The organism is Chitinophaga oryzae, from assembly GCF_012516375.2.
GTDB lineage: Bacteria > Bacteroidota > Bacteroidia > Chitinophagales > Chitinophagaceae > Chitinophaga > Chitinophaga oryzae.
In genome coordinates this window covers 680,788-701,016 of the sequence record NZ_CP051204.2, presented here as the reverse complement: position 1 = coordinate 701,016, position 20,229 = coordinate 680,788, and the positions used below count along the sequence as shown (strand labels likewise).

16 protein-coding genes and 1 pseudogene are annotated in these 20,229 nt (G+C 50.6%); 13 read left to right on the top strand and 4 right to left on the bottom strand.

Annotation, left to right across the window (positions count from 1 at the left end; genetic code table 11):
* Positions 1 to 9: 9 nt before the first annotated feature.
* Positions 10 to 627, bottom strand: a complete 618-nt coding sequence (locus HF324_RS02890) for a redoxin domain-containing protein (protein WP_168861881.1) — start codon at positions 625 to 627, stop codon at positions 10 to 12.
* 378 nt (positions 628 to 1,005) lie between these two features.
* On the opposite strand from HF324_RS02890, the gene HF324_RS02885 reads away from it, so the two are divergent.
* From HF324_RS02885 to HF324_RS02830, 12 genes and pseudogenes are all read left to right on the top strand, one after another.
* Positions 1,006 to 2,112, top strand: a complete 1,107-nt coding sequence (locus tag HF324_RS02885; protein WP_168809325.1) for an acyltransferase family protein — start codon at positions 1,006 to 1,008, stop codon at positions 2,110 to 2,112.
* 10 nt (positions 2,113 to 2,122) lie between these two features.
* Positions 2,123 to 3,136 carry a sensor histidine kinase gene (locus HF324_RS02880; RefSeq protein ID WP_168809323.1) on the top strand — a complete coding sequence of 338 codons (1,014 nt, stop codon included), beginning with the start codon at positions 2,123 to 2,125 and terminating at the stop codon, positions 3,134 to 3,136.
* Entirely contained in the window at positions 3,133 to 3,840 is a 708-nt protein-coding gene (locus tag HF324_RS02875) for a LytR/AlgR family response regulator transcription factor (protein ID WP_168809321.1), read from the top strand. The genes HF324_RS02880 and HF324_RS02875 overlap by 4 nt, the downstream gene beginning before the upstream one ends.
* 9 nt (positions 3,841 to 3,849) lie before the next feature.
* Positions 3,850 to 4,757 (top strand): annotated as a pseudogene (locus tag HF324_RS02870) (bestrophin family protein).
* A gap of 123 nt (positions 4,758 to 4,880) precedes the next feature.
* On the top strand, positions 4,881 to 6,344 hold the full coding sequence (locus HF324_RS02865) for a DUF3375 domain-containing protein (protein ID WP_168809317.1): 1,464 nt from the start codon (positions 4,881 to 4,883) through the stop codon (positions 6,342 to 6,344).
* A gap of 8 nt (positions 6,345 to 6,352) precedes the next feature.
* Positions 6,353 to 6,949 (top strand): DUF4194 domain-containing protein, encoded by a 597-nt coding sequence (locus HF324_RS02860; protein WP_168809315.1) that lies wholly within the window; start codon positions 6,353 to 6,355, stop codon positions 6,947 to 6,949.
* The gene (locus HF324_RS02855) at positions 6,927 to 10,310 is read left to right on the top strand and encodes an ATP-binding protein (RefSeq protein ID WP_168809313.1); all 3,384 of its coding nucleotides are present in this window, start codon (positions 6,927 to 6,929) and stop codon (positions 10,308 to 10,310) included. The genes HF324_RS02860 and HF324_RS02855 overlap by 23 nt, the downstream gene beginning before the upstream one ends.
* A gap of 246 nt (positions 10,311 to 10,556) precedes the next feature.
* The gene (locus tag HF324_RS02850) at positions 10,557 to 11,945 is read left to right on the top strand and encodes a cytochrome ubiquinol oxidase subunit I (protein ID WP_168809311.1); all 1,389 of its coding nucleotides are present in this window, start codon (positions 10,557 to 10,559) and stop codon (positions 11,943 to 11,945) included.
* An 11-nt stretch (positions 11,946 to 11,956) separates the two neighbouring features.
* Complete coding sequence (gene cydB / locus HF324_RS02845; RefSeq protein WP_168809309.1) at positions 11,957 to 12,991, top strand: cytochrome d ubiquinol oxidase subunit II; 1,035 nt, start codon at positions 11,957 to 11,959, stop codon at positions 12,989 to 12,991.
* A 407-nt stretch (positions 12,992 to 13,398) separates the two neighbouring features.
* Positions 13,399 to 14,361, top strand: a complete 963-nt coding sequence (locus HF324_RS02840; protein WP_168809307.1) for a helix-turn-helix transcriptional regulator — start codon at positions 13,399 to 13,401, stop codon at positions 14,359 to 14,361.
* Positions 14,362 to 14,490: 129 nt separating this feature from the next.
* Positions 14,491 to 15,531 (top strand): DJ-1/PfpI family protein, encoded by a 1,041-nt coding sequence (locus HF324_RS02835; protein ID WP_168861880.1) that lies wholly within the window; start codon positions 14,491 to 14,493, stop codon positions 15,529 to 15,531.
* Between the two features lie 4 nt (positions 15,532 to 15,535).
* The gene (locus HF324_RS02830) at positions 15,536 to 16,219 is read left to right on the top strand and encodes a GyrI-like domain-containing protein (protein WP_246269394.1); all 684 of its coding nucleotides are present in this window, start codon (positions 15,536 to 15,538) and stop codon (positions 16,217 to 16,219) included.
* Between the two features lie 14 nt (positions 16,220 to 16,233).
* On the opposite strand, the gene rnc is transcribed toward HF324_RS02830, so the two are convergent.
* From rnc to HF324_RS02815, 3 genes are all read right to left on the bottom strand, one after another.
* A complete protein-coding gene (gene rnc, locus HF324_RS02825) occupies positions 16,234 to 16,902 on the bottom strand; it encodes a ribonuclease III (protein ID WP_246269392.1) in 669 nt (222 codons plus the stop codon).
* A gap of 63 nt (positions 16,903 to 16,965) precedes the next feature.
* Positions 16,966 to 18,219 (bottom strand): beta-ketoacyl-ACP synthase II, encoded by a 1,254-nt coding sequence (gene fabF / locus HF324_RS02820; RefSeq protein ID WP_168809300.1) that lies wholly within the window; start codon positions 18,217 to 18,219, stop codon positions 16,966 to 16,968.
* 23 nt (positions 18,220 to 18,242) lie between these two features.
* Positions 18,243 to 18,479 (bottom strand): acyl carrier protein, encoded by a 237-nt coding sequence (locus tag HF324_RS02815; protein ID WP_012788038.1) that lies wholly within the window; start codon positions 18,477 to 18,479, stop codon positions 18,243 to 18,245.
* A gap of 565 nt (positions 18,480 to 19,044) precedes the next feature.
* Between HF324_RS02815 and HF324_RS02810 the strand changes: the two genes are divergently transcribed.
* Positions 19,045 to 20,130 carry an efflux RND transporter periplasmic adaptor subunit gene (locus HF324_RS02810; protein WP_168861879.1) on the top strand — a complete coding sequence of 362 codons (1,086 nt, stop codon included), beginning with the start codon at positions 19,045 to 19,047 and terminating at the stop codon, positions 20,128 to 20,130.
* Positions 20,131 to 20,229: the final 99 nt, after the last annotated feature.

Below are 20,229 nucleotides of genomic sequence, written 5' to 3'. Positions count from 1 at the left end.
GTAACGATATTATGCGCTGATGGCCAGCTGCTTGTCTACCACAGACAACAGTTCGTCTGCCGAAAACCGGTGCTCCAGGTTGACGTCCGCAAAGCTGTACGTGATTTCAAGCGAAGGCGTAACCAGATAAACTGCCGGAACAGGCACATCCGCGTTTACACCGGCAACACGGCCCCAGATAGGATCGGACTCTTTGTAAATACCGGCCTTACGGGCAATACGGTGCTGTACGTCCCGCACCACGTCAAAAGGCAGCGGCTGACGGTTGAATTGAGAGAAATGCTTTTTGCCCTCGCTGGACAGTACCAGCAAACGCGCTCCGGCAGCTTCTATGGCAGCATGTTTGGCTATCAGTTCAGCAATCAGCGCATCTCCGTAACCGTTCCAGTTAACAGAATAAAAAGCCACTACCAAAGGCTGCGCTGTCAGCAAATGCAGGGAAGTACCACCGATGCCCGCTTTCAGCAACGGTCCCTCGTTGATCACATTTTCTTCTTCCAGATAAAAATCAGCGAAAAACTGACCGGCTGTTAAAGGACGGATACGCTCCCTGTTCCTTACCGGACTGGGGAACTGATCGGCGATCGGGGCTGGCAGGTAATCTGCGTAACGGTGTAAGGTAGACATGTTCGCTCTTTTTTAATGGCTGATAAAAGGTTCCGTTGCAGGGGCTTTATCACGCTGGTTTTATAATGAAACAAAGATAAGGGAAAAAATCTATTATCCTACTAATTCTATAGACTAAATGTGTTTAAAATTATAATAGATTGGTTTTTAAGGAATTGCAAGATAGAAATTTTCGGGGAGCTGACGGGGGTGGTTGTACGTTGAGGATCGCTCCATCAGGACCGATTGCTGAATGTGTTCTAAATACCGCCCGCCGGACCTAACTTCCCGGGTATCGGTTGCCGCCCTTTTACAATTCGTCAAAGCTTTCCTGCAGGTGGTCAAAACCAAACCTTCCAAAACCCTTACAGGGCTTAGGTTTGCTAAAATACCATTCAGATGCAAACAAAGACCTGCCGACTGGCTTATCTCGACTGGCTCCGCGCACTTGCCATACTGTGCATTTTCCTTTTCACCGCAGCACGTTCCTTCACGCATTCAGATAAAATTGACTACATAATGAACAGCAGCTTTATTCCGCTGTTGTTCTTTCTCTCGGGCGCCACCTCCCTGCACATGGCGCTAAAACGCAATAACACCAGGATGATACTGTTGTGGATACGCCGCCTGCTGGCACCGTTGCTCACCGGCCTGTTCCTGCTGCTGCCGTTGCTGCTATGCCTTGAGCAACCGGAAGTTGTTCACCGGGAAGGGTTTGCGTCCTATTATACAACAGCGCTCAGGCGGGCATTACACCCGGCCAACTGGCACTATCTCTGGGTGGTGGTATGTCTTGCCTTTTACATGATAATGATGACGCCGCTGTTCCGCTGGCTACGCACTGCTTCCGCCCGCAAGTTTCAACAGTCGCTGTACTGGTTCGTTTCCGGTCAACGGGTTTATCTTCTCCTGCTGCCGCTAGCCGTGGTCTTCGTTACCGGCCTCCTGACGGGCGCCTCCGGCTACGTCTTTGTATTCCTGTACTGGTGGCTGCTGCTGGCAATTGGCTTCTTCTGTATGTTACAACCCGGACTGATGGACAGTCTCGAACGAAACCGCCGTTGCTCCCTTCTGGCGCTGCTGACCGCTGTGGCCCTGGTCATGGCCGGACACCGGTACCAGGCGGGCTCGCTGGTGGCCCTGCTTGTGGAACCCTTCCATGCCGGCCTGTGGGTGTTCTGCCTTACTGGCTACGCCAAAAAACACCTCGACCGGGAGCATCGCCTGCGCACATACGTCAACCTCTTCGCCTGGCCTTTTTATCTCCTGCAACAACCGCTGGTTATCATCATCGCAGGCTTTTTCCCTGACCATCGCCTGTCTCCGCTCATCGTTTATCTTTTCGTGGTATTGAGCACCTGGCTGTCGGCCGTCCTGATCTTTAACCTGCTGATCAAACCATTTGTGATCACCCGGTTTTTCTTCGGCGTAAAACCCGGCACACCGCCGGTTACCACGGGCAAAGTGGTGAAGGTGCCAATGCCTCAGTCCGATTTTTTTTACTAACTTGATCCGGATGGAACAGTTCTGGCGCAAATACATTTTCCCCGTTTTATACGCCTTAGTTATCTATGTCAGCATGCGCCTGATCAACGCCGTTCTCACCGGTTTCCGTTTCTGGGAGCGGCCCTGGCAGGAAACGGCGATCGAAGGCGTGCTGCTCTTCACCGGCTATATCTACGTCTGGATGCTGAACTGCCTGCTGCAATACTATCAACGGCAGCCGAAGCCCGGCCCCGTCATCAGGGAGTACCTGGTGGTGGCGGCGGTGATCATCACCTTTACCGACGGTATCATCCTGCCGATCCAGCACTTCACCGGAGAAAGAGGATGCCAGCTCTACGACGTGATCAATCTCACCCTGATACCCACGTTGTTTTACCTGCTGTACTATGTGATCAAACGCGCCAACGCCTCGCTGCGGAAAAGTTACGAGCAGCAGCTGCTGCTGGAAAAAATCAGCAACGACCAGCTCCAGACAGAGCTGCGCTTCCTCAAAGCCCAGTTCCATCCCCATTTCCTCTTCAATGCCCTCAATACGGTGTATTTCCAGATGGACGAAAGCGTAGGCACTGCCAAACATACCGTGGAAAAACTCTCCGAACTGCTACGCTACCAGCTGTACGATCACCAGCAAACTGTAGCCGTGGGAAAAGAGCTACAGTACCTGCAATCTTATATCGACCTGCAACGGAGCCGCATGAACGAACACCTGCGGCTGACCGTGGAAATTGATCCCCGGCTGAACAAACAAAGCGTATACCCGTTATTGTTATTACCCCTGGTGGAAAACGCATTCAAATACGCCGGTGGCGAATACTGGATCAATATCAACGCCAGCCTGCAAAACGACTGGCTGGTATTTCATGTCAGCAACGCCATCCCCGCCATAGAAATGAAACAGAAAAAAGGCGGCATCGGGCTGGAGAACCTGCGCCGGCGCCTGGCCCTTCTCTACCCGGGGAAACATGACCTGGCCTTCTGCAACAGCGGAGAGAATTATTCGGCAGACCTAAAAATAGCTTTATGAAAATCAGCTGTATTATCACCGACGATGAACCTGTAGCCCGCAAAGGACTGGCCGGATACGTGGAAAAAATAGACTTCCTCTCCCTGGCAGGCGTCTGCGAAGACGCCCTGTCACTGAACAACCTCCTCCGGCAACAGCCGGCCGACCTGCTGTTCCTCGACGTAGAAATGCCCTACATCACCGGGGTAGAACTGCTGGAAAGCCTAGCCCATCCGCCCAAAGTGATCTTTACCACCGCCTACGAACAATACGCCCTCAAAGGTTTCGAGCTGGACGCCATCGATTACCTGATGAAACCCATCCCGTTCGAACGTTTCCTCAAAGCCGCCAACCGTGCCCGGGAAGTGCTTTCCCCGTCAATAACAGCCCCTGTGGCGGAAAGAGACATCTATATCAAAACCGGAGAAAAATTGGTGCGCATACTGCTGGAAGACATTATCTTTATAGAGGCGATGGAAAACTACGTATATATCCATACCACCCACGGACGGTACCTGACACATGCCACCCTGAAAGCGGTGGCGGAGAACATAACCGGTCCGGAATTTGTTCAAACCCACAAATCGTATATCATCAACACCCGGAAAATCACCAGCATCGAAGGCAACAGGATCATCATGGGACAAGCCTCGGTAGCGGTTTCCAGGGGACTCAAAGACAGCGTGATGAATACCATTTTAAAGGATAAATTGCTGAAGAAATAAATCAGACATATGCTGCTGAAACACCGCCTCTCCTTAGCGCAGATCTTTACCTTTACCTGGAAGGTCGACCTGATGTTGCTGCTTTGTTGCACCATTGTTTATTTTGGCGATAAATACTGGCTCTCGGACCATATAACCATTCCCGTGGCCGTATCGGCCGTACTGGGTACCGCTATCGCCTTTTTTATCGGCTTCAATAACAACCAGGCCTACGACCGCTGGTGGGAGGCCCGCATGATCTGGGGGCCCTCGTCAACGACTCCCGTTCCTGGGCCAGAAGTCTGCTCTACTACACACAGACCGACGGCGACCAGGAACAACAGACTTTTGTCCGCCACATGATCTACCGCCACCTCTCTTTCGTATACGCCCTGAAAACCAACCTCCGGAAACTCCCCGACGACTACTACACCCGCTACCTCACCAAAGAAGAAATCGACTATGTACAGCAGCAGCAGAATATTCCCAACGCCCTGCTCAACCTCCAGTCGGCCGACCTGCAGCAGCTCCGCAACACCGGCGTGGTAGACGGCTTTGCCTTCCTCGAACTCAACGACATGCTGGTCAAACACTGCGACGAAATGGGCAAGTCTGAGCGCATCAAAAATACCGTCTTCCCGCCCAGCTACGTATACTTCACCCGGCTGTTCATCTGGTTCTACGTGATCATGAACACCCTCATGATGACCGAATCCATCGGCGCCTGGTCCATCCTCTTCGGATGGGTGTTCGGCTTCGTGTTCCATGTCACCCACCTCAATGGCATCACCCTGATGAACCCCTTCGAATACCACCCCCTCGGCATCCCCCTCGACAGCATCGCCCGCACCATCGAAATCAACCTGATAGAACTGATGGGTGAAGAACCGGTGCCCCAACCCGTCAAACCCAAGGCTGACGGGCTATACATAATGTAAGAAATTACGAATTACGAAATACGAATTACGAATTGGGGTCCTTACGGGGCCTAAATTCGAAAAAATGCCTAATAATACGCCCCCAATTCGTAATTCGTAATTCGTAATTCGTAATTTTACTGCATGACTTATGATCAATTATGTAATCTATATGCCCAGTCCATCACGCTAAAGATACTCCGGGCACGTAGCGCGCCAATGATGTTGTCATTTTTTCACCAAACATTCAAGGAGAAAAACCATACCACCATTCCCAACGTGGAACTGGTCACCCGTCTGTCCGATTATCTCGTGGCTACCGGCTACCGCGCCACAGATGACGAAATAGACGCCACCGGTCTGCTCGACAACGAAGACGAGCGGGCCCGGAAATATGTGGAACAATGGAGCAATAAAGGCTTCCTCCGGAAGTATCCCGACGACGACGGCAACGATATCCATGAGCTCAGCAGCGACATGGAAAAAGTGATGCACTGGGTATCCACCCTCCAGAAAAGGGAATTTGTGGGCACTGAAAGCCGCTTTAAAGACATCTTTTCCAAACTGAAGGAACTGGTGGACCAAAGCAATAAAGACCCCAAACAACGTATCCAGGAACTGGAAAGAAAAAAATTCGAAATAGAACAGGAGATCAAAAGCATCACCATCACCGGAAAAGTACAGGTGTTTGACGACACCCAGATCAAAGAACGGTGCTATGATGTAAACCGCATGTCCAGAGAACTCCTCAGCGATTTCAAGGAGGTGGAACAGAATTTCGAACAGATCACCCAGGAGATATACCGCAAACAAAGCGAACGCGATATCGCCAAAGGCGCCCTCCTGGCCTATACTCTCGACTCTTTCGAAGCCCTCCGCCAGAAAGACCAGGGGAAAAGCTTTTACTCCTTCTGGCAGTTCCTTATGGACGAAACCAAACAGGAAGAAATGCGGGAGCTTATCGAAAAGCTCTATAACCTGCTCGAGGAACGGAACATCGACTACAAAAACGACCGCTTCCTCAAGAAACTGAAACAGTTCCTCCACGCCTCCGGCAAAAAAGTGATCGACGCCAACAAAAAACTGAGCGATAAACTCAGCCGCGTCCTTAGTGAGAAAAACCTCACCGATCACCGGAAAGCCATGGAGCTCATCAACGATATCCGCCAGCTGGCCTTCCAGACGCTGGACAACGTACCCGGAGAAGAATTCTATATCGACATAGAAAGCGACCCGGAAATAGATATGCTCGACCGCTGGGAGATGGCTGACGACAAAAAAACACACCCCGACGTGGAATTCCCCGAAGGCATCGGCGGCAACGACTTCTCCGATGCCGATATGGACGCGCTGTTCAATCACTTCAACATCGACCGCGCCCTCCTCGAGGACCGCATCAGTACCCAATTACAAAACAAAAAACAGATCAGTTTGAAGGAACTGGTAGATATCTATGGCACCGAGAAAGGGCTGACAGAGCTCATCACCTATTTCTCTATCGCCAGCCAGTCATCCAGCCACATCATACTGGAAACACCTGATCCGGTATCCCTGGGCAACCGCGTCATCAATATGCCGATGGTGCTGTTCACAAACTCTCAAAACTAAAACGAAACATGGCCGATAACAATATTTCTCCCTTTGCGCACGTGTTCCTCAAACTCATGCAGGGTCCCGTGTACGAAGAAGACAAAGCTTACTGGAAAGACCTGCTGGGCTGGCAGACAGAACTCAGCAAATACCTGAACCAGGTAGGACTGCAACTCATCATCAACGAAAGCGACGGCTTCGCCCGTATCCTGCAACCCGAAGCAGACGATACCTCCGGCGAAAAACCCCTGCCACGCCTGATGCGTAAAACCAGGCTCACCTACGAAGCCACGCTGCTCTGCATCGTACTCCGCGAAGCCCTCGATGAATTTGACATCAAAGGCAACGGTACCCGGCTGTTCATGACACAAAAGGAAATCAAGGAAAGGCTCGCCCTCTTCTTCAAAGAGCGGAACAACAAATCCAAACTGCTCAAAGACCTGAACAAACCCATCAACAGCCTGCTGAACATCGGTATCCTTAAAGCTACCCGCGAAGATGCTGCCAACAAGGAACTGCATCAATACGAGGTAAAAAGGGTGATCAAAGCACTGGTCAACAACGAAAAACTGGAAGAAATCAAATCAAAACTGAAATTGCATGTCAACCCTGTTCAACAGTGATTCCAAAGAAAGCGGGTTCCGGTTACAATATCTTGAAATATACAACTGGGGCACGTTCCATAATAAAATATACCGCGTCAATACCAACGGTCAAACCTCCCTGCTGACAGGCGCCAACGGTAGCGGCAAAACCACCCTGATAGATGCCCTGCTGACACTGCTCGTGCCGGCCGGCAAACGCTTCTATAACCAGTCGTCCGGTACGGACCAGCGCAAGGACCGCGGCGAAGAATCCTACTTCTGGGGATATTATGGCAAAACCTTCTCCGAAGACTCGCTGCAATCCAAAACAGAACAGCTCCGCCACAAGGAAAACAACCCGTACTCCGTACTGCTGGCCTACTTCTACAACGCCGCCACCATGCACCAGATCACGCTGGCGCAGGTACGCTGGTACTCCGGGGAACTGAAAAGACAATTCATCGTTTCCCCCCACAAACTCAATATCAACGACCACTTCGGCGCAGGTAAATTCGATATGAAAGGCGACTGGAAAAAGAAACTCCGCCTCGAATACCCGAAAACAGAAATCACCGACAGCTTCAAGGAATACGCCGCCCTCTTCAGCAATATCTTCGGCCTGCGCAGCGAAAAAGCCCTGTCGCTCTTCAACCAGACCGTCGGCATCAAGGTACTGGGCGACCTCAATACCTTCATCCGCAGCCAGATGCTCGAAGAAACCGACGCAGAAGGTGAATTCCTGAAACTGCGCGAAAACTACGACAGCCTCCTGTCCAGCCACCGCGCCATCCAGAAAGATGAAACCCAGCTCAAAATGCTGGAGCCCATCATCGCCAATAAAACCGCCTGGCAGGAACTGCAGGACCGCAACCGCGAACTGCAGATGCTGCAGGACATACTGCCGGCATGGTTCAACAAACAGGAAAAAGATATCCTCGAAAAGGAACTGGAAGCACTGCAAAAAGACCAGCAAAAAACAGCGACCATCCTCACCGGTATCAATGAGCACCTGCAGACCATGAACCTGCGCAAAGACGAGCTGATTGCCCAAAAAGCCAATAACAGCGTCGATGAGCAGCTGCGCTCCATCGAAAAATCCATCCACTACGAGCAGAAAGCCCTCGAAGGCAAACGTAACAAAATGGAGGAGTACAACATGCTCGCCGACCGCCTGGAGCTGGCCCCCAATCCGGACGAACAGCAGTTCCACGAAAATATCTCCGGCGCCGAACAACTGAAAGGCGCACACGATAAACAACTGGAAACGCTGCAGGAAGAAATGTTCCACTACAAGAGCAGCCTCACCGCCGAAAGAGCACAGATCACACGGCTGGAAGAAGAGATCGAATCCTTCCTCAACCGTAAAAACAACATCCCTTACGAATTGGTACGCATCCGGCAGCAACTGGCAGAGATGCTGGACGTGCAGGAAGACGACCTGCCTTTCGTAGGTGAACTGATACGCGTGAAAGACAGTGAAAGCCGCTGGGAAAACGCCATTGAAAAAGTACTCCATAACTTCGGCCTGCGCCTGCTGGTGCCGGAAGAGTACATTATGGACATCAACAAATACATCAACTCCAACAACCTGCAAACACGCCTCGTCTACCATAAAGTGGAAGATGAAAACTATACCATGCTCAGGATGCCTTCCGAAAAGGACAGCCTCCTGCAGAAGATAGAAATCAAACCCGGCACCATCTTCAAAGAATGGCTGCAAAACCAGCTGCTGGACCAGTTTGACTATACCTGCACCGACGACATGGCCGTGTTTAACAAATCGCGCAAAGCCGTTACCTCCAACGGACTAACGCGGCAGGCTACACGCCACGAGAAAGACGACCGCCCCAACCGCTCACAACAGAACAACTATGTGCTCGGCTGGAACAACAAAAACAAACTGCGGTTACTCAAAGCAGAGCAGGACGAATGCAGTGCCAACATCGAAACGCTGCAGCACAGCATCTCCCAGCTGGAAAACAGCCGCAAGGCCATCACCACCGTCAATACCCTGCTGAACGCTTTTCTCTCGCTCCGCAACTATAGCGAGATCAACTGGCAGACACATGCCGGCGTCATCGAATCTTTTGCCCGGGAAAAAGCACAGCTGCTGAAAACCAGCGATAAATACCAGGCGATCTGCGATCAGCTCGACGAAGTCATCGCCCAGATACAGGAAAAAGAGAAAGAGAAAGAAAGAGCCCTGCAGGAAAAAGGCCGTATCGATGATAAAGCCGCCGAAAAACTGCGGCATTTCAACCAACTGAAAGTAAATAAGCTGGACGACGTCTCCCTGCAATACGTGCTGGAATACCTCTCCGACCTGTCGCTCACCGAACCGGCCGAAACCACCGCTGAACTGGCTTCCTACCGCAAACGGGCAGACGATAACCTGAAAGCGACCCTGCACGACGCCATGCGCCAGTCGGCCGAAAAAGAAGCAGAAATCACCCGGCAGCTGTCGGCATTCGTAATGCCGTCCAAAGCCATCCATGATGCCTATCCCGAATGGCTCGGCGACGTCAGCGACCTGCAACCGCATGTCAGATACCTCGACGAATTCACGTCGCTGTACGAAAATATCAAATACCAGCGCCTCATCGAGCACAAGGAACGTTTCCGTAAATATATGGACACAAGCATGCTCAACGCTATCACCAACTACCGGGCATGGATATACGGTCAGGAAGACCTGATCCGCGAAGTGATGGATGATCTCAACGAACCGCTCCGCAACATCACCTTCAACAAAAACCCGGACACCTACCTCCAGCTGGAATGCCGCCATGTGAAAGACGTGGAGATCCGCAACTTCAAAGAGAAACTAAGCGGCGCCGTGCCGGACTCCATGAAGTACCACCTGGAGAAAGACGAAGCCTACGGCGAACAGCTCTTCGAAAACATCAAGGTACTGATCACCGAGCTGCAGCAAAATGAAGCATGGCGCCGGAAAGTAACGGATGTCCGCAACTGGCTCGACTTCGGCGCCAAAGAGTACTATGTGGCCGATAACAAAGCGTTTAAATACTACGAGGATACCGCCAGCCTTTCCGGTGGAGAGAAAGCCCAGTTCACCTATACCATCCTGGGCGCCGCCATCGCCTACCAGTTCGGCATCAACGAGGCCAACCGCCAGCACCGCAGCCTGCGCTTTATCACCGTGGATGAGGCCTTCAGCAAACTGGACCCGGAAAAAAGCCATTACCTCATGGAATATTGCGGCCAGCTCAACCTCCAGCTGCTGGTGGTAACACCATTGGACAAACTGAATATCGCAGAGCCGTATATTCATGCCTGTCACTTCGTATCCAACAAAAACAAACGCGATTCCGTGGTGTATAACTTCACCATGGAAGAATACAGGGAAAGGAAGAAAGAGTTCGAAACCATGGAAGCGTAGTTCACGCAAAGGCGCAAAGCAGCAAAGAACGCAAAGAATAAAATATAAGCGAGCAGAGAAAACAAAGGGGCGGAGATCAAAATTTGATCTCCGCCCCTTTGCGTTCTTATGATTCTAACTAATTCTTTGCGTTCTTTGCTGCTTTGCGCCTTTGCGTGATAAAATATTATATATTTATACATACATGATAAACATCAGCTTGGCAGATTGAAGCAGCTCCTAACTTTGTGACCATAACCGATAATTATGCCTTCCGTTGAAATATTATCCAGGATACAGTTTGCCTTTACCATTGCATTCCACTATATCTATCCCCCGCTGAGTATCGGGCTGGGATTGTGTTTGGTGATCATGGAAGGGTTATACCTGAAAACAGGAAAACTGTTGTACAAAGAAATCACGAAGTTCTGGATCAAGATCTTCGCGCTGATATTTGGCATAGGCGTCGCTACCGGAATTGTGATGGAATTTGAATTTGGTACCAACTGGGCCACCTATTCGCACTACGTGGGCGACATCTTCGGAAGTGCGCTGGCGGCGGAAGGGATCTTCGCGTTTGCCATGGAATCCGCGTTCCTGGGGGTGCTGCTGTTTGGATGGGACCGTGTACACAAAGCTGTGCATTATTTCTCCACCATCATGGTAGCCGTTGGCTCCGCCCTGTCGGCCTTATGGATCGTAATTGCCAACTCCTGGCAGCAAACACCGGCGGGCTACCGCATAGAAGGGCATGATCTGGGGGCAAGGGCCGTGGTGACTGACTTTTGGGAGATGGTCAACAACCCTTCCAGCATGGACCGTTATGCCCACGTGATCATCGGCGCTTTCCTCGCAGGAGCTTTCCTCGTGATGAGCGTTGGAGCGTGGTACATCCTGAAAAAACGTTTTGTGGAACATGCGCGGGCCATGTTTAAAGTCGGCCTGTCCGTCGCTGTAATTGCCGCGCTGGCACAGCTCTTCACAGGACACCGTTCCGCGCATTATGTCAGCAAATACCAGCCGGCCAAGCTGGCCGCCATGGAAGGCCATTATGATAGCCTGGCGGTGGCAGATATGTACCTCATCGGCTGGGTCAATAACAAAGAGCAGAAGACCACCGGCATTAAAATTCCGGGAGGCCTTTCTTTCCTTACGCATGGCAGCTTCAACGCGCCGGTGGAAGGCCTGCGCGCCACGCCGCCGCAGGACAGGCCAGGTGCGGTCAACTTCGTCTTCCAGACATACCATATCATGATCTCCATCGGCATGGCGTTGATTGGCCTCACCCTGCTGGCTTTGATATTACTATGGAGAAAGAAACTGTTTCAGCAACGATGGCTGATGATCATATTTGCATGGGCGGTATTGCTGCCGCAGATCGCCAACCAGGTGGGCTGGTATGCCGCGGAGGTAGGCCGGCAGCCCTGGGTGGTATATAAACTACTGCGCACGTCTGACGCCCTCTCTAAAAAAGTAACGGCAGACCAGGTGATGTTTTCGCTGATATTATTTACGCTGGTATACATGTTGCTCTTTGCATTGTTCCTGTACCTGCTGAACCGAAAAATTCAGCATGGACCGGACGTAGCAGGCAGCAAGGACGACGACGATCACGATCAGTACTATCCTAATAACCTGGCAAATCTTCCTTCTTAAAATACAGTTGCATGGAAACAATTCTCGGACTGGACCTTCCCACCTGGTGGTTTTTAGTGATCGGCGGACTGATCACGGGTTACGGCGTGCTCGATGGTTTTGATCTCGGCGCCGGCTCACTACACCTGTTTTTTAATAAGGAAGAAAGCCGGCGGCTGGCGCTCAACGCTATCGGCCCTGTATGGGACGGTAACGAAGTATGGCTGGTGATCGCCGGCGGCGCGCTGTTTGCAGGCTTTCCGCTGGTATACGGCGTCATATTCTCCACTTTCTATATCCCCTTCATGCTGTTCCTGGTGGCGCTCATTTTCAGGGCCATCTCCATAGAGTTCCGCAGTAAAGAGCCGTGGCCGTGGTGGCGTAAGATGTGGGACATCTCCTATACCGTGTCCAGCACTGCCATTACACTGCTGCTGGGACTGGTGCTGGGCAATCTTATCCACGGGCTGCCCATCAATAAGGAACATGAGTTTACCGGTAACCTGTGGACATTCTTCAATCCTTATGCAATCCTGATCGCTTTCACCACCCTGTCACTGTTTATGCTCCACGGCGCTATCTACCTGGTGATGAAGACCGAAAACCGTCTCTACGCCAAGCTGACCGTGATGGTAAACAATTGCAGTAAATTCTTCATCCTGTGCTTTATTCTAACGTCGATGGCTACACTGATATACATTCCGCACATGACCCATCAGTTTAAAAATCATCCGCAGCTGTTTCTGCTGCCGATGGTGGCCGTGTTTATTTTGCTGAACATCAAACGGAACATCGACGCCCGGAAGTACTTTACCGCATTCTTCTATTCCTGTATTATCACCTCCTGCCTGCTGATCCTGTTTGCCGTGGGATTATATCCCAATATTGTCCTGTCTACCACAGACCCGGCTTACAGCATCAGTATTTACCAGGCAGCCTCCTCCAATAAATCGTTAAGGATCATGTTGCTGATAGCGGCGGTTGGAACGCCGCTGGTAATCGCCTACAGTACTTTTGTTTTCTGGACTTTCCGTGGCAAGGTGAAACTGACGGATATGAGTTATTAATACCCCGCGAACATCCGTTAGGGCTAAATAAAAAGGAAGCCCCCGCTGATAGTCCAGCGGGGGCTTCTGTTATCTTATATCAAATATTATTTATTTATCTCTTCGCTTTTGTCTCCGCCTGTCAGGAAAATCAGTCATAATCATCGTCATCCCGGCGGTTTTTAAAAAAAATAGGCCCCCGCAAGAAATTGCAGGGGCTTACCATTTAACCTATATTCTGTACTGTAGCATCGTGTTTGTGAATCTCCGGAAATTCATACAACACTAAAAATCAACCACTTAACTATTTTCCGAAGATTTGTTCCGTATTAAAGACAGTTTAATCACCCCAAAGTTTAATGCAGCACAAAAAAAAATAAAAAATAATTTTCAGCGACCGAAATTAGAGGTCTCAACCTGGCAATTTCATGAACCGTATCGACAGGCTAACTGCCATCCTGATCCAGTTACAGGGCAAAAAAATAGTAAAAGCCGCCGAAATATCCGAGCGGTTCAACATCAGTCTGCGTACCGTATACCGCGATGTTAAAGCCTTACAGGAAGCCGGCGTGCCTATTGGGGCCGAAGCAGGCACCGGCTATTATATTGTGGACGGCTATCACCTGCCACCCGTTATGTTCTCCAAGGAGGAGGCAGGGGCACTGTTGACAGGAGGTAAGCTCATGGAGCAGTTCAGCGACCACTCCAGCAGGAAGCAGTTCGGCTTCGCCATGGAAAAAATCAGGTCGGTGCTCCGCGGATCTGAAAAAGATTTCCTTGAGTCCCTTGATGAAAACATCGTAGTACAGCGGAGCTATGGGCCGGTGGAAGAGAATAATTTCCCTAACCGGTTCCTGTCTGAGCTGCAGCATGCATTAGGGCACCAACAGGTAGTCAACATGGAGTACTTTTCATTCCAGGAAGAAGTAGCCACCCGGCGGGAAGCAGAGCCCATCGGCATCTTCCATGATGGCAGCAACTGGCACCTGATCGCCTGGTGCCGCCTCCGGCAGGGCTACCGCGACTTCCGGGTAGACCGTATCCGTAAACTCAGCCTGACATCTACCTATTATAAAAAAGATAAACGTATATCCCTGCAGGAATACCTGGAGCAGCGCCGCAGCTCAGCCCCGGAGAAAACGCTGCTGGTGAAGATATTAATCAATAAAGACCTCCGCCGCTATATGCGCAATCAGCTCTATTACTTCGGCCTGATGGATGAAGTAACCAGGGATGAACAGGTGGAACTGACTTTCCTGACGTCCGGCGTGCATTACCTCGGCCGTTACCTCATCATGTATGGCAATGGCGTAACCGTACTGGAGCCACAGGCGCTCAAAGACACCATGCGGGAGCTGGTCACCGAACTCAAAGACCATTATCTCATTTAGTTATTTGGTTATTGGGTTATTTGGCTATTTAAATAATAAAATGACCAAATAACCAAATAAATTAGTTTCTCCTGACATAGGGTTGTCACACCCCGTGCTTTGCTTTGTATTGTAATTAAAATGAACAATATGAAAGCGCAATGCAACTGCTATGTATATGTGTATAACGGCTACTCCGACTGGGAACCGGCACTGGCCATCTTCGGACTGAACAACTTTACCGACATCCGCGTGGTGCCGTTTTCACTGGACGGCCGGCCGGTTACCTCCGGCGGTAATGTAAGCGTACAGCCGCAGCAAAGCCTGGAGCAAGCCATAGCAGCTGACATTGACCTGCTGATCATCCCCGGAGGCACTACCATCGCCAGCAGCAGCGAACACGAGGCCCTGCTGCCCCTGCTCCGGAAACAGCTGGACAGCGGACAGTTGCTGGCCGCTATCTGCGACGCTACCGCTTTCCTCGGTAACCACGGGCTGCTGGACCAGGTGCCCCACACCGGCAACGATGCACAGGTATTGCAAATGATGGCCCCCGCCTATAAAGGCGCCGCCCATTACATTAATCAGCCCGCCGTCACAGGTGGAAACCTGATCACCGCCGCCGGTACCGCCATGGTGCCTTTCACCAAAGAGATCTATACCGCCCTCGGGCTGCTCGACAAAAAAGAGCTGGCTTTCTGGTTCGGCTTCTTCGATACCGCCGGCGCTACCCTGAAATTCAGCCATGTGCCGCCGCTCCCTTTCTTTTACCGCAGCTATGAAGTAAATATGGCCGGCATGCTGCCGCTGGTGCGGACGGCCACGCTGGAAATGTACCGGCAGGCCGTCGGCGCAGGACTGGAAGTGTCCGGCCCGGTACAATGGCACTATCATCAGTTTGACGGCAATCCCGACACCATCTTCCGCCTGGACATCGGCCTGCCGGTGACGGCCCCCGCCCCCGTACCGGCGCCCTACAAATGTGAAACACTGCCAGCCTTCGATTGTATCAGTGCTACACATGAAGGCGCATGGGATAAACTGGGCGACACCTACGGTAAACTGATAGGCGCCATGCAGGTACTGGGTATTCAAATGAGTGGTTATAACCGGGAGCAATATTTCCAATATGACTTCAATCAGCCCGATCAGAATATCACCAACGTCCAGATCGGTGTTATAAAACCATGATAACATGAAATACAGGAATGCCCTTGGCTGGGCACTGTTATTACTGACAGGATTTAAACTTGATTATACACTCAACCTAACGGATATGACTAAACTGGACCTCACCAAAGCTTTTAAAAGCTATTATACAGCCGCCGCCAAACCGCACCTGGCTGTTATCGAAAAGGGATTGTTCCTGACCATCAACGGCCAGGGCGATCCCAACGGGGAAAGCTTCGCCGAAAATACCGGCGCGCTTTACACCGTGGCCTATGGTATCAAAGCCCAATGTAAAAATGCCGGCGAAGATTTCACCGTCAGCAAGCTGGAAGGCTTCTGGTGGGTGAAAGACACCTCCATAGATCCGTTACAGGTACCCCGCAGCGAATGGATGTATGAGCTGGCTATTCGTATGCCCGACTACGTTACCCGGCAACAGCTGTCGGCCGCAGTGCTCTCCGCTGAGAAAAAGAAGCAGTCGCTCCTGTTCAGAAATGTGGACCTTAAAACAATCGAAGAGGGGAAGTCCGTACAGATGATGCACGTCGGGCCGTTCAGTGAAGAACCCGCGTCACTGCAACAGATGGACGCGTTCATGCACCAGCATGGATTGCAGATGAATGGCAGGCACCATGAAATTTACCTGTCTGATTTCAGGAAAACAGCGCCGGAGCGGCTGAAGACCATCCTGCGGCATCCTGTAAAATAAGCGGGGGAGAAATATCAGTCTGACAGGCCCAGTTGCAGGATAGCCTGTTGGGCGGCAATCTGGCTGGCGTCTTTTTTATTGAAGGCTTTACCGGTGCAAATCAGTTCACCGTCTACTACAGCGCCTACGGTAAAAATGCGCCGGCCGTTGTCCATTTGTTCATCGAGCAGTTCAAACTCGAGGACTTTGCCGTTTTTATTGGCCCAGCCGTACAACTTGTTTTTGTGGTTCATTTCCACGCTTTCCAGCATGTCCATATCGATATACGGCATGAGGATACGTTTATGGACAAACTGTTGGGTTTTATTATACCCGCGGTCGAGGTATACCGCGCCAACGAGGGCTTCGAGGGTGTTACCGAAGATCTGGCTGATCTTCAGGAAGCTGTTGTACTTGTCGTAGATGGTGAGTTTCCGCAGCCCCATTTTGATAGCGATATCATTGAGTTGCTGGCGGTTCACGATTTTTGAGCGCATCTCGGTAAGATATCCTTCTGTTTTATAGGGATATTTTTTGAAGAGGTAGTCGCCCACGATCGCTCCCAGGATGGCATCGCCAAGGTATTCCAGCCGCTCGTTGCTTTCGAGGAACTTCTCTTTGCTTGAGCGGTGGCTAAGGGCTATCTCATACAGGGCAAAGTTACCTGGCGGGAATCCCAACAGGCTGGTGAGCTCTTTGTACAAGTGCCGCTTCTTGGATACGAGTCGATATAAAAATCCTGGCAGTAATTTCACACCATCAAAAGATCAAGGAACAAATTTTTTGAAAATAACAGAGGCATTATGACCTCCAAAACCGAAGGTATTGGATAATGCGGCTCTCACTTCTCTGTGTTGTGCGGTGTTAAAGGTAAAATTTAATTTCGGGTCCAGCTGAGGATCGTCGGTAAAATGGTTAATCGTAGGAGGTACGATACCGTTGATGATAGACATGATGCTGGCGATGGATTCAATAGCGCCGGCAGCACCGAGCAGGTGGCCAGTCATGGATTTGGTGGAGCTGATGTTGAGGTCATAAGCATGTTCACCAAACACTTTCTGAATAGCCTTTACTTCCGCGATATCACCAAGTGGGGTAGAAGTACCATGTACATTGATATAATCAATATCAGTTGCCTGTAAACCGGAATCTGCCAATGCCTGCCGCATCACGTTCATCGCACCCAGTCCTTCCGGATGAGGGGCGGTAATATGATGGGCATCCGCAGTAGCGCCTCCGCCGGCCAGCTCTGCATAAATTTTTGCCCCTCTTTCCAACGCATGGTCCAATGACTCCAGTACCAGCGCGCCTGCACCTTCTCCCATCACAAAACCGTCACGGTCGAGGTCGAAAGGCCGGGAAGCCGTTTTAGGGTCATCGTTTCTCTCAGACAGAGCCTTCATGGCGTTGAAACCGCCCACACAAGGCTCGTTGATCACATTCTCCGAACCGCCGGTAACCACGAGGTCGGTTTTACCGTAACGGATGCTGTACATAGCTTCAATGATAGCATTGGTAGCGGATGCGCAAGCAGATACAACAGAGAAATTAGGCCCCCTGAAGCCGTGGCGGATAGAAATAGAACCAGCAGCAATGTCAAGGATAAGCCTGGTGATCAGGAATGGGCTGAAACGGGGAGTCCCGTCTCCGGTATGAAATTCTTTCAGCTCATGGCTGAAGTTGATCATCCCACCAACACCGGTACCCCATATCACGCCGGCACGATCCAGATTGATCTTGTCTTTGCTGATATTGGCGTCCTGTATAGCCTGATCTGCGGATATCACCGCTGTCTGTGTAAAGGGGTCCATCTTACGGGCCTCCTTTTTATCCAGGTAGTTGGTAGGGTCGAAATTCTTCAGTTCACAAGCAAAACGGGTTTTGAACTTGGAAGCGTCAAATTGACGGATGTAATCCGCGCCGGATACACCGTTCGCCAATCCGTGCCAAAATTCAGCTACGGAATTGCCGAGCGGTGTAAGAGCGCCTAAACCTGTAACGACAACTCGTCTTGGTTGCATTAAAACAATTCTGATTAGTAGGATTATTTTACATGTTCTTCCAGGTAAGCAACTGCCTGGCCAACAGTAGTAATAGTTTCAGCTTGTTCGTCAGGAATGGAGATGTTGAATTCTTTTTCGAATTCCATAATCAGTTCTACCGTATCCAAAGAGTCAGCGCCTAAGTCGTTGGTGAAGGAGGCTTCAGGAGTTACCTCGGCTTCGTCAACGCCCAATTTGTCAATGATGATCTTTTTAACTCTTGATGCAATGTCTGACATAATTTTAAGTGTTTTTGGTTTAAAACTTGACTGCAAAAATATAATTTTTATTGAATTGCCAACAGATAGCCCGAATTTTAACCCCCTGCCACTTAGGGCAATCCCGCCAAACCCAATACAGTAACCATATTTTGTACTTTGTTAATTAAAGATTTTCTGTCATACCCCCCTTTTGGAAGCCTCATATTCCCCTTTTTCACCCCTCCCGTATACCCATTCGGGTATGCCCTTCCGCTCCCGGGAAAAACAGCAGCAGGCCCGTCCTAAAATAGCCAATTATTCAATTATCCCCGCAGTCAGCCCATTTTAATATCCATTTAACCCGCTTTTTCACCACTTATCTAACGCCTTAACGCTATTTAACAGTTGCACCATACATACACAATCCCCATTTATTAAATTTGTCCGGCTTATGGGAAGCCACCACTATCTGGTTATTCGGTTATTTAAACATTTGACCATTTCATGGGTTCTTCAATAACCAAATTTCTAAATAATAAAATAGCCCACGGGGGCTCCTTCGGTCATTTAACACTAAAAGCGAATCGCAAAAAGGCTCATTAACATGCCCAACACCAAAAAAACAGTCCGCTCCATTATTATATTGGTAGCTGTCGGTATCGTGCTCTTCCTGGCTTACAAAAAAATAACCGGTAAAAAGGAAGCCACCGCCGCCTCCAATGGCGCCGCCGCTAAAGGCGCCAGCGCCAGACAGCCCCTGACGGACGCCTGGATTGTAAAAACTTCTACCCTCGACCAGGCCATTGAAGCAAGCGGAACGCTACAAAGCAACGAGGAAGTGGAAGTAAAGCCGGAAATCAACGGCCGCATCACACACCTCTATTTTAAAGAAGGCACCAACGTGAAAAAAGGAGACCTCCTCGTGAAACTGTACGACGAAGACCTCCGCGCTCAACTGCAAAAACTCAGATTACAGCAGCAACTGGCTAAAACCACCCTCGAACGCCAGGAAAACCTGCTCAAAATAAACGGTATCAGCCGCCAGGACGTAGATGTGACCCGCAACCAGGTCAGCGCCTTCGGTGCAGATATCGAATACACCCAGACCCAACTGCAGAAAACCGAGCTCCGCGCTCCGTTCAGCGGCAAACTGGGCCTCCGCAATGTCAGCGAAGGCGCTATCGTTTCCTCCGCTACCATTATCACCACCCTGCAACAGATAGATCCGCTTAAAATGGACTTCGCCGTGGCGGAAAAATACCGTAACGTCATCAAAAACGGTGACCAGGTCAATTTCCTCGTGGCCGGCGACAACAACGAGTACAAAGGCAGCATCTACGCCATCGACCCGAAAATTGACCTGACCACCCGCACCGTCAAACTCAGGGCCATTATACCCAACAACCACGGCGTCCTGTTCCCCGGCTCCTTCGCCAAAGTGAAAATCACCCTGCGCAACCTGCCGGAAGCCCTCATGATACCTTCCCAGGCAGTCATCCCCGGTACCCGTGATAAAAAAGTAATTGTGGCCGATAGCGGCAAAGCCAAATTCGTAGTCGTGGAAACAGGCATCCGCACCGAAAGCAGCGTACAGATCACCAGCGGACTGAAACCGGGAGATACCGTGGTAACCACCGGTATCCTCCAGCTGAAACCAGGCATGCCGTTGAAATTCAATAAAATACAATAATGAGAATTACAAATTACGAATTACGAATTGCGAATTTGGATACCATCGGAACAACGTTCCTGATGGTCTGCCACAATACGGAATTCCCAATTCGTAATT